Genomic DNA, 9,912 nt, shown 5'->3' with positions numbered 1-9,912 from the left:
CACCTCCGCAAGGGCTTTTTAGAAAGTTTGTCGCAAAATCGTCAATAAACACATTAAGGCACTGATATAATTGTATATATTATGAACGTTTTTTGGACAAAAAGCCCAAAAGTGCCACGGAGACGCATGGCCACCAGGGAGGCGCCAGCAAGAAATGTAGGTTATCCACACGGTCCAGCGCAATAAATGCAAAAATGCCTATAAACATCCCCCAAAACCGCGACTCGCAACGTGCTGAGATTCCAATTTCACACAGAATCGGAACTGATCGATTCCCATCAGTGTTCTAGAAACACAAAAAAGGGCGAGGTTTCCCCCGCCCGCTTCGTCTTGCATATATATGTGCGCGGCTTACGCGTACCGCACGTCATCATCGCCGTCGGATTCTGGCGCTTTGAGTGCATCGATCAAACCATCAAGGGTCACGGCCCCCAAAGGTTTGCCGTTTTTATCCACCACTGGACAGCAGCCATCAGGGGCGGCATGCAGTTTGGGTAAGGCTTCTTCCAACGACAGCGTACCTTTGATGGTCACTCCTGCTCCCGTCGCACCCTTTTTGACGATAGAGCGCACACGTACGACTTTGGCGCGATTGATGTCGCGGATGAAGTCGGTGATGTAATCATCGGCTGGGTTCATCACGATATCTTGCGGGTCGCCAGATTGGATGATTTCGCCATCGCGCAAAATTGCGATGTTATCCCCGATGTTCAAAGCCTCGTCCAAATCATGAGTGATAAAGATAATGGTTTTATGCAGCTCTTCTTGCAGCTCCAATAGAATAGACTGCATATCGGTGCGAATGAGTGGATCGAGCGCAGAGAATGCTTCATCCATCAACAAGATTTCGGCATCTGTCGCCAAAGCACGCGCCAAACCGACACGTTGCTGTTGACCACCTGAAAGCTGTGACGGGTATTGATCTTCAAACCCAGCCAAGCCCACACGTTCCAACCATTTGACAGCGCGCTCACCGGCTTCTTTGTCAGAGACCCCCTGAATTTCCAAACCGTATTTGGCATTGTCCAATACAGTGCGGTGCGGCAAGAGACCGAATTTTTGGAACACCATGGACATCTTGAACCGACGCAGATCGCGCAGTTGTTTGTCATCCATCGCCAGAACATCTTCGCCATCGACCCAGATTTCGCCCGCAGTAGGCTCGATCAAACGGTTGAGGTGGCGGATCAAAGTGGATTTACCAGATCCAGACAGCCCCATGATCACCTGAATTTTGCGCGCAGGGATGTCAAGATTGATATTGTTGAGGCCCAGCGCATGACCTGTTTTGTCCATCAACTCAGGCTTGCCCATGCCGCCACGCACGGCTTCCATTTGCGCTTCTGGGTCGTCACCAAAAATCTTGAACAGGTTTTTGATGCTCACCTTTGGCTCATCTACGGTGTCGTCTTGAGGTAGAATATCGTGCTTACCCATGTCCGTTCTCCCTGTAGGCCTGCAAACGTTTGCCGTAGGTTTGGCTGACGCGGTCGAAGATGATCGCAAGAACAACAATCGCAAGACCGTTCATCAGGCCCAGCGCGAGGTATTGGTTCGAGATAGCGCGCAAGACAGGCACGCCCAACCCGTTGACCCCAATCATTGAGGCCACAACGACCATAGACAAAGCCATCATGATGGTTTGATTCACACCTGCAAAGATGTTGGGCAATGCCAGAGGAATTTGAACCCCAAAGAGTTTTTCTTTGGTCGAAGCCCCAAAGGCATCAGCCGCTTCCATAACGTCACGATCCACCAGTCGAATGCCCAAATTGGTGAGACGGACAATCGGCGGCAAGGCATAGATACACACAGCCAAAAGACCCGGCACCTTACCAATGCCCAGCAGCATCACCACAGGGATCAAGTAAACGAACGATGGGATGGTTTGCATAATATCTAAAACTGGCGTGATGAAGGTTTGCGCCCTGTTAAAGCGCGCCATCAAAATGCCCAGCGGGATACCTATCGAGATACACAGGATCGTGGCAACAGAGATGATCGCCAAAGTGGCCATCGTGTCTTCCCACATATCCAAGTACCCAATGGCCAAGAACGATACAATGGACCCCAAAGTGATTTTCCAAGAGCGCGCCCCAAGCCATGTCAGCAAGGCCACGCATAAAATAACCAACGGCCAAGGCGCGTTGATCAGAAGTTTTTCAAACCATACCATAAACTTGAGCAGAGGATTGAAGAATGCTTCTAAGTCTTCGCCATATGCACGCGAGAACGTGCGAAAGCCCTCATCAATCCCTTGTTTGAAATCAGCCAGATCACGTCGACCTAACGACGGAAATTCAGTAAAAAAGCTCATGAGCTTCTCCCTATATGTGCAGAAAATAATAAAAAGGGTCCGCGAATTGGGCAATACCCTATCGCGGACCCCATGCAATCAAACGGCCTTAGAGGGCGGATTTGATTTTTTCTGCAACATCAGCGGAAACCCAAGGCGCCCAAATATCAGAGTGAGCTTCCAAGAATTCAAAAGCTGCATCTTCACCAGTTGCTTGGTTTTCGTTCATGTAAACCAACATGGCGTTCATCACTTCACCAGGCCAAACGCGTGTTGAGAGATAATCGAGAGCTTCGCCGCCCTTTTCTTTGAAATCCTTTGTGACAACAGTTTCAACTTCGGATGGAATCCAGCTTGTTTTCTGGGGATCAGCACAATCATCAGGTGCGAGACCGATACAGCCTTCCCAGTTGTCAGTTCCGGCCCATTCGGCTTCGAACGGGACAGGGAACAATTCGTATTTTCCGATGATCGCAGTTGGTGACCAGTAGTAACCGAACCAGTTTTCATCACGTTCAACCGCTTTGGCGATAGAACCGTCAAGACCAGCAGCGGAACCAGGGTTCACATTAACCCAACCTTTTGCTTCCATGTCGAAGGCACGGAACATGTTGTCGTTAGACAACTGACAGCTCCAGCCCGATGGACAGCCCATGAACGCCCCTTTGGTTTCGTCTTCCACGTAAGGGAAAAGCTCAGGGTGCTCGATGATTTTTTCAACTGTGTTCAGCTCGGGATGTTCTTCGATAAAGTGCTTAGGCACCCACCAGCCTTCACCAAGGCCTGTGATCGGGCCGGACAAAGCTGTGTGCACACGGCCCTCTTCTTTGGCTGCGGCCAAAACAACTTTGAGACCATTCACCCAAAGTTCAGGTGCGATATCTGGTTGGCCCTTTTCGCTCATGGACGTAAAAGTTGTTTGCGTGGCACCTGGGATCAGGTCGACATCGCAATCGTAGCCTTCCTCCAAGATAATCGCATCGACATTGGCCATCAACTCGGCAGAAGCCCAGTTCATTTCGGCGATTGAAATAGAACCACAATCAGAGGCCATTGCAGCACCCGCTGATGCGATCAGGCCGAAGACACTTGTGGCGACAAGTTTGTTAACATTCATGGTGGGAAGCTCCCGCTTTTAATTCGTGTGTTTGCCAATCAGACACGCTCCGAACCTATCGGTTCTCTGTCTCTTCGACTGGTCACCACCCCGAGCTGGGCGATTTCTCCGCAGCTACGTCCTTGTACTCAAAAATTTGAGCGTTCTTAAATCGGAACCAATGCGGCGGAGCGTGTGCACAAAGCAACATATTAAGCCTTAGAATGCAACCCGTTAGAAAATTTGTCATAATAAGTCGGTCCTCACCTCCAAAGCGGTTCGATAAAATCAGCACATAAGGGCGCGTCACACTGCCCCAAGGAACGATGCTCTCAAAGGTTGCCCTTGGCTTCTTGCATGAGTATCTGTGTGGCTCATGTGATATGAAGGACCTCAAATGGCTGACCGCACGCTTCAAGACGCAGCAGAACGCGAAAAATCAAAAAAAATCGGCGCCTTGTCGCAGCTTTGGCCATTTTTGATACCCTATCGCATGATGATGCTCATGGCCTTTATAGCCTTAGTCGTCACAGCCTGTATTTCTTTAATTCTGCCCCTCGCTGTCCGCCGCGTTGTCGATGGATTTCAAAGTTCTAGCGCGGTTCTGTTGGATGGGTATTTTTCTGCCGCTTTAGCCATAGCCTTACTTTTGGCCATCGGCACGGGCCTGCGCTATTATTTGGTGACCAAACTTGGCGAACGCGTGGTGGCTGACATCCGCAAAGCCGTGTTTGACCGCATGATCCGCATGTCGCCGACCTTTTTCGAAAAGATTATGACCGGCGAAGTCCTGTCGCGCATCACCACGGATACCACCCTCTTGTTATCCGTCATCAGCTCTTCTGTCTCTGTCGCCCTACGCAACACAATGATCTTGTTCGGTGGCTTGACATTGATGCTTTTCACCTCGGGCAAGCTCACTGGCCTCGTTCTGTTGCTCGTGCCCATCGTGATAGTACCTATCGTTGTGTTAGGTCGCCGCTTGCGCAAATTATCACGCGAAAACCAAGAATGGATCGCCTCAAGTTCCGGCAGCGCGTCAGAGGCTTTGCTCTCTGCGCAAACCATTCAGGCATTTACTGCCGAAACAGCACAATCTGAACGCTTTTCTGACGTCACCGACAAAAGCTATGCTTCGGCTCACAAACGCATCCAAACCCGCGCCGTGATGACAGTGATCGTGATCACACTGATTTTCTTTGGCGTGGTTGGGGTTTTATGGATCGGCGCGCGCGATGTACGCACTGGCGGAATGTCCATTGGTGAGCTGGTACAATTCGTGATCTACGCCATTATGGTGGCAGGGGCAGCAGGTGCTTTGTCAGAAATATGGAGCGAACTACAGCGTGCAGCAGGGGCGACGGAACGCTTGATAGACCTGTTAGGCGCGACAGATCCAGTCAAAGACCCTGATGCACCCGTGCAACTGGCCTTACCTGTTAAAGGCGAGATTACGTTTGACAACGTGCAATTTTCTTATCCATCTCGCCCCAATACATCGGCTTTGGATGGCGTGTCTTTCACGGTGAAAGCTGGCGAAACCATCGCCTTGGTTGGCCCCTCTGGAGCAGGCAAGTCCACCATCATTCAATTGCTGCAACGCTTTTACGATCCGCAATCGGGACGTATTTCTATCGATGGCTGTCCCATCGACACACTGGCGCGCGCCGAGTTCCGGTCTCACATCGCTCTCGTCCCGCAAGATCCGGTGATCTTCGCCGCCTCAGCAGTTGACAACATTCGGTTTGGCCGCCCCGACGCCACTGATGCTCAAGTCATTGAAGCCGCCAAAGCCGCAGCCGCACATGATTTTTTAGCCAAGCTGCCCGAAGGCTATGACAGCTATGTTGGCGAGCGTGGGATCATGCTGTCTGGCGGACAAAAGCAACGTGTCGCCATTGCTCGGGCCATCTTGCGTGATGCACCGATCTTGTTGCTGGACGAAGCTACCTCTGCATTGGATTCTGAAAGCGAGAAACTTGTGCAAGAAGCCGTGGAAGACATGGCCAAGACCCGCACAACATTGATCGTGGCGCACCGTCTGGCGACTGTCAAAAAGGCAGACCGTATTTTTGTATTCGAAGATGGAAAAATCGTCGCGACAGGCACCCATGATGCGCTCGTTGCCGACGGTGGACTCTATGCCCGTTTGGCGCGTCTTCAGTTCACCGAAGGGGAATAGGGGGACGCAACTCCCCTTATTTCCTCCAAGTAAAAGCGCTTTGGTAAACCTCAACACAACATAAAACTCTAAAAGGTAGAAAAACTATGGGTATCTGGAATTTCGTAAAGGGTGCAGGAAAATCCGTTTTCGGCAAAAAGAACGCCGAACCAAACACAGACGATCTTTTGGCTGAAATCGCAGCGCTTGGCTTAGAAGCCGAAGCTCTGGAACTGTCTGTCGAAGGCGACAAGGTCAAAGTGGCCGGAACCGCCAGCCAAGAGATGAAAGAAAAAGTCATCTTGGCAGTAGGCAACGTTGAAGGTATCGCCTCTGTCGAAGATGACATCGCAGGCGCAGACCCTGTGTTCCACGAAGTGAAAAAGGGCGAAACGCTTTGGGGCATTTCCAAAGACGCGCTTGGCAATGGCAACCGCTACATGGAAATCTTTGACGCCAACAAGCCTATGCTGTCACACCCTGACAAAATCTACCCAGGTCAAAACTTGCGCATTCCGCAAGACCTTGAAGCGTAAATATCGCTTTATACAGTTTGCGAAAGGCGTCCATTAGGGCGCCTTTTTTGTATGCTCATGTCCCATTTAGGCGCAGTAACGTCGGCGCGGCACCTCAACGTATTCAAAGCTGTTCGACCAAGACGGATCCAACGGAATATCCCGCGCCAAAGGAACAGATCAGTCCTTTGTCGCCCTGCCTCAATCCCTCTGAGTGTTTTGAAAACGCGATGATCGAGCCCGCGGATGACGTATTGGCGTAATCTTGCAAAACATTGGGTTGCTCGACGGCATCAGGCACACGGCCCAAAACCTTTTTCCCAATATAATCGTTCATCGTCTTATTCGCTTGATGCAGCCAAAGCCTTTTCAAATCCGAAGCTTGCACATCACTGGCGTTCAAATGATCCCCGATATGCATGCTGACTAAGGGCAGAACCTCTTTGAACACCTTGCGTCCATTTTGCATAAACAGCATGTCGCGATGATCCCCAAGCTGATCATGAGCACGACGCAAAAAACCGTTGTTATTGCGGATATTGTTTGAAAATTGTGATGCACAGCGCGTGGACAAAATGCGAAACTTTGGCGATCTAGCAATATCTGCGGCTTCAAGCACAACAGCCGTCGCCACATCACCGAAAATGAAATGACAATCACGATCGCGCCATTCCAAGTGCCCAGATGTAATCTCAGGCGACACAATCAACGCGCGCGTCACAGACCCGCTACGGATCATATCCGTCGCAGCCTGAATGCCAAATGTCGCAGACGAACAAGCGACATTCATATCGAAAGCAAAGCCTCCTGCCCCTAAAAGGGCCTGAATTTCAACGGCCACAGCCGGATACGCACGTTCGTGATTAGAGGCAGCACAAATCACTAAATCGATATCCGAGCCAACAAGCCCCGCTTGTTTCAGCGCAGTTTCGGCGGCATCCAATGCGACTTCAGCCATCATAGACGGCGCTTCATCTGCGCGTGGTTCGAACCGCGGCCCCATACGTTTAGGATCTAAAACACCAGCCTTCTCCATGACATAACGGCGCTCGATCCCAGAAGATTTGAAAATAAAATCAACAGAAGAGTCCGCTTTTGCCTCGATCATCCCCGCCGCGATGTCATCTGCATGTTCGGCGTTAAACAGGGCCACATAAGCGTTGAAGCTGTCCACCAGTTCTTGATTGCTAATACTCTGCGCAGGCGTGAAAACACCCGTTCCGCTGACTACGACATCGCCCATAGGCCCCCCAGAATACCAACTCTATTTACATTTCAACCTAAGACTGCGGACCTTATTGGTCTAGCGGCCGATACCGACTTGACGCAGCGTTCTTTCTGCGCAATCCGGAGTAACGCAGCGTAGAACGGCCCGTGCGCGGGCTTGTGCGATCACGTCTTTGTCCCCATCATAAGATTAGGGAGACATGGACCGTGCACACGATCCATCTACGGGAGGACCAAAACACATGGCATCAGATTTTACATCTCTGGCGGCACGCAATGTCATCGACAGCGAGATGGCATTTGAGGACCGCGACATCGGCGCCACCATCTATGAGCGCCTGACCCGCACAAAAGACGCCTTTGGCACGCGGCCTGCCTTTTCGTATCAAATCACATCCGGCCCGACCGACAAGGCAGAAACGCTGACATGGAATGACATCCACGCACAAGTCACCCAAGCCGCCAATATGTTTCGCGCTTTGGGTGTTGGTGAAACCGATGTGATCGCCTATGTGCTACCCAATACAAACGACACAGCCGTGACCTTTTTAGGCGGCATGGTGGCGGGCATCGTCAATCCTATCAATCCGCTTTTGGACGCCACACAAATCGCATCGATTCTGCGCGAAACTGGCGCAAAAGTGGTGGTTACGCTGCGCCCCTTCCCCAAAACGGATATAGCACAAAAGGTTGCCGAAGCAGTCAAAGACGCGCCCACGGTAACAACTGTGCTTGAAATTGATCTGCTGCAATATCTCACGCCACCCAAAAGTTGGATCGTGCCGCTCATACGCCCTAAGAACCCACGTGCAGCACAGCATCAAGCCAAGGTATTGAATTTCAAACGTGAGCTTGCCAAACAGCCGAGAACCCTAACCTTTACAGACACACCAGAAGATCGCGTTGCCGCCTATTTTCATACAGGCGGCACGACGGGTATGCCCAAGGTGGCACAGCACAAAACCTCTGGCATGCTATACAATGGTTGGGTTGGTTCACGATTGTTGTTTTGCGAGACAGATAACATCATGTGCCCCTTGCCGATGTTTCACGTCTTTGCCTGCCATGTGATTATCATGGCGATGATCACATCTGGCGCACATGGCGTGTTTCCAACACCTGCGGGGTACCGCGGCGAGGGCGTGTTTGATAATTTCTGGAAATTGATCGAGCGCTGGCAAATCAGCTTTGTCATCACCGTGCCCACTGCGATATCGGCCCTGATGCAACGGCCGATTGATGCTGATATTTCCAGTATAAAAACCGCATTTTCTGGCTCATCGCCACTCCCTATCGAACTATTCAAGCGCTTCGAGGCGGCAACAAACGTCGAAATCATCGAAGGATACGGCCTTACAGAAGCCACCTGTCTTGTGGCTTGCAATCCTGTTGGCGGCATCAAAAAAATCGGTTCCGTGGGCATTCCTTTTCCACATACAAACGTCAAAATCCTGATCCATACGGCTGATGGTCCCGTCGAATGCGCGATCGACACGGTGGGTGAAATTTGTATCGACAGCCCCGGCGTTTTTGCAGGGTCAACCTATACCGAAGCCGATAAGAACCATGATCTGTTCCACCATGACCGCTATCTGCGCACCGGCGATCTGGGACGGATTGACGAGGATGGCTACCTGTGGATCACAGGACGCGCCAAAGACCTGATCATTCGCGGCGGACATAATATTGACCCCGCTGAAATCGAAGAAGCTTTGGCAGGTCATGAAGCTGTCGCCTTTGTTGGCGCGATTGGTCAACCCTGCGCTTATTCCGGCGAACTGCCCTGTGCCTATGTTGAACTTATCGATGGGGCGACGGTGACCACAGATGAACTCATGACCTTCGCACGTGCGCATATCCACGAACGCGCTGCCTTTCCGAAGTATATCGAGATCCTTGATGAGCTGCCCAAAACAGCTGTTGGCAAAGTGTTCAAACCCGACCTGCGCAAACGCGCCATCACGCGTGTGTTCAATGAAGCCTTGGAAAAAGCGGATTTGCCCCAACGCGTCGTCAGTGTGATTGATGATAAGAAATTGGGCTTGGTGGCGCAAATAGGCCCGCGCGACGACAAGTCTATGGATGCACTTGCCACCTGTTTGGGAGAGTACCCAACCCCTTGGGCATTCGAAAACAATCAGATCTAACCGATAGATCTAAAGTGAGAATTCTATAAGGCCTCGTTTTTATGCGGGGCCTTATCTGCGCCATATCGCGTATAAAATAATTAAAATTTACCGATAATGCTGTGGCCTTAACCCGGTTTAAACCCGAAATGCGCCATGGTTGCGCCGCATTTCAAGGCTCTTTTAAAGACCAGAAAACAACGCGATGAGTTCTCATTGTGCGTACTTTGCAAGGACATCGACCATGATTATTGCTTTACTCTTTTTTGCTCTAGCCTCAGCATTTACAGCCGCGGCAACCGTCAGCTTGATGGGGTTTTCGTTCTGGATCGCACTTGTGACGTATCCGCTTGCGGGCGCACTCGCCTTACTTTTCGGCGCGGCCCTCGTAGCACTGCACAATACGACGGCACTTCGCCCAGCGCAGCCCTCAAGCATAGATCTAAGTCGCGCGTCCAGATCCAGCTCTGCGTGATTACAACGCCCAAGCC

The 9,912-nt window shown here is 51.2% G+C and carries 8 protein-coding genes; 4 read left to right on the top strand and 4 right to left on the bottom strand.

Annotation, left to right across the window (positions count from 1 at the left end):
* Positions 1-351: 351 nt before the first annotated feature.
* The 3 genes from KO503_RS16000 to KO503_RS15990 all read right to left on the bottom strand — a co-directional run bounded on the left by KO503_RS16000 (position 352) and on the right by KO503_RS15990 (position 3,413).
* Entirely contained in the window at positions 352-1,437 is a 1,086-nt protein-coding gene (locus KO503_RS16000) for a quaternary amine ABC transporter ATP-binding protein (protein ID WP_215992555.1), read from the bottom strand.
* Entirely contained in the window at positions 1,430-2,317 is an 888-nt protein-coding gene (locus KO503_RS15995; RefSeq protein ID WP_215992554.1) for an ABC transporter permease, read from the bottom strand. The genes KO503_RS16000 and KO503_RS15995 overlap by 8 nt, the downstream gene beginning before the upstream one ends.
* Positions 2,318-2,405: 88 nt before the next feature.
* Positions 2,406-3,413: an ABC transporter substrate-binding protein gene (locus KO503_RS15990; protein WP_215992553.1), complete on the bottom strand. Its 1,008-nt coding sequence runs from the start codon at positions 3,411-3,413 to the stop codon at positions 2,406-2,408.
* 376 nt (positions 3,414-3,789) lie between these two features.
* Between KO503_RS15990 and KO503_RS15985 the strand changes: the two genes are divergently transcribed.
* Positions 3,790-5,574 carry an ABC transporter transmembrane domain-containing protein gene (locus KO503_RS15985; RefSeq protein ID WP_215992552.1) on the top strand — a complete coding sequence of 595 codons (1,785 nt, stop codon included), beginning with the start codon at positions 3,790-3,792 and terminating at the stop codon, positions 5,572-5,574.
* An 86-nt stretch (positions 5,575-5,660) separates the two neighbouring features.
* A complete protein-coding gene (gene lysM / locus KO503_RS15980; protein WP_215992551.1) occupies positions 5,661-6,089 on the top strand; it encodes a peptidoglycan-binding protein LysM in 429 nt (142 codons plus the stop codon).
* A 103-nt stretch (positions 6,090-6,192) separates the two neighbouring features.
* Here lysM and KO503_RS15975 read toward each other — a convergent pair whose 3' ends face one another.
* Positions 6,193-7,311 carry a beta-ketoacyl-ACP synthase III gene (locus KO503_RS15975; protein WP_215992550.1) on the bottom strand — a complete coding sequence of 373 codons (1,119 nt, stop codon included), beginning with the start codon at positions 7,309-7,311 and terminating at the stop codon, positions 6,193-6,195.
* Between the two features lie 226 nt (positions 7,312-7,537).
* Here KO503_RS15975 and KO503_RS15970 point away from each other — a divergent pair, with 226 nt between their 5' ends.
* Together KO503_RS15970 and KO503_RS15965 are read left to right on the top strand one after the other, a co-directional pair.
* A complete protein-coding gene (locus tag KO503_RS15970; protein ID WP_215992549.1) occupies positions 7,538-9,442 on the top strand; it encodes an acyl-CoA synthetase in 1,905 nt (634 codons plus the stop codon).
* 223 nt (positions 9,443-9,665) lie between these two features.
* Entirely contained in the window at positions 9,666-9,896 is a 231-nt protein-coding gene (locus KO503_RS15965) for a hypothetical protein (RefSeq protein WP_215992548.1), read from the top strand.
* The last annotated feature ends 16 nt before the right edge of the window (positions 9,897-9,912 follow it).

The sequence above is a fragment of the Pacificibacter marinus genome (assembly GCF_018860505.1).
Classification (GTDB): domain Bacteria; phylum Pseudomonadota; class Alphaproteobacteria; order Rhodobacterales; family Rhodobacteraceae; genus Celeribacter; species Celeribacter marinus_B.
Note: the sequence above shows the minus strand (reverse complement) of the source record. Positions and strands in the feature narration are given on the sequence as shown.

Bases quoted from the DNA above. Each gene is read 5' to 3' on its own strand.
- KO503_RS16000 (WP_215992555.1), bottom strand. From the start codon at position 1,437: ATGGGTAAGCACGATATTCTACCTCAAGACGACACCGTAGATGAGCCA.
- KO503_RS15995 (WP_215992554.1), bottom strand. From the start codon at position 2,317: ATGAGCTTTTTTACTGAATTTCCGTCGTTAGGTCGACGTGATCTGGCT.
- KO503_RS15990 (WP_215992553.1), bottom strand. From the start codon at position 3,413: ATGAATGTTAACAAACTTGTCGCCACAAGTGTCTTCGGCCTGATCGCA.
- KO503_RS15985 (WP_215992552.1), top strand. From the start codon at position 3,790: ATGGCTGACCGCACGCTTCAAGACGCAGCAGAACGCGAAAAATCAAAA.
- lysM (WP_215992551.1), top strand. From the start codon at position 5,661: ATGGGTATCTGGAATTTCGTAAAGGGTGCAGGAAAATCCGTTTTCGGC.
- KO503_RS15975 (WP_215992550.1), bottom strand. From the start codon at position 7,311: ATGGGCGATGTCGTAGTCAGCGGAACGGGTGTTTTCACGCCTGCGCAG.
- KO503_RS15970 (WP_215992549.1), top strand. From the start codon at position 7,538: ATGGCATCAGATTTTACATCTCTGGCGGCACGCAATGTCATCGACAGC.
- KO503_RS15965 (WP_215992548.1), top strand. From the start codon at position 9,666: ATGATTATTGCTTTACTCTTTTTTGCTCTAGCCTCAGCATTTACAGCC.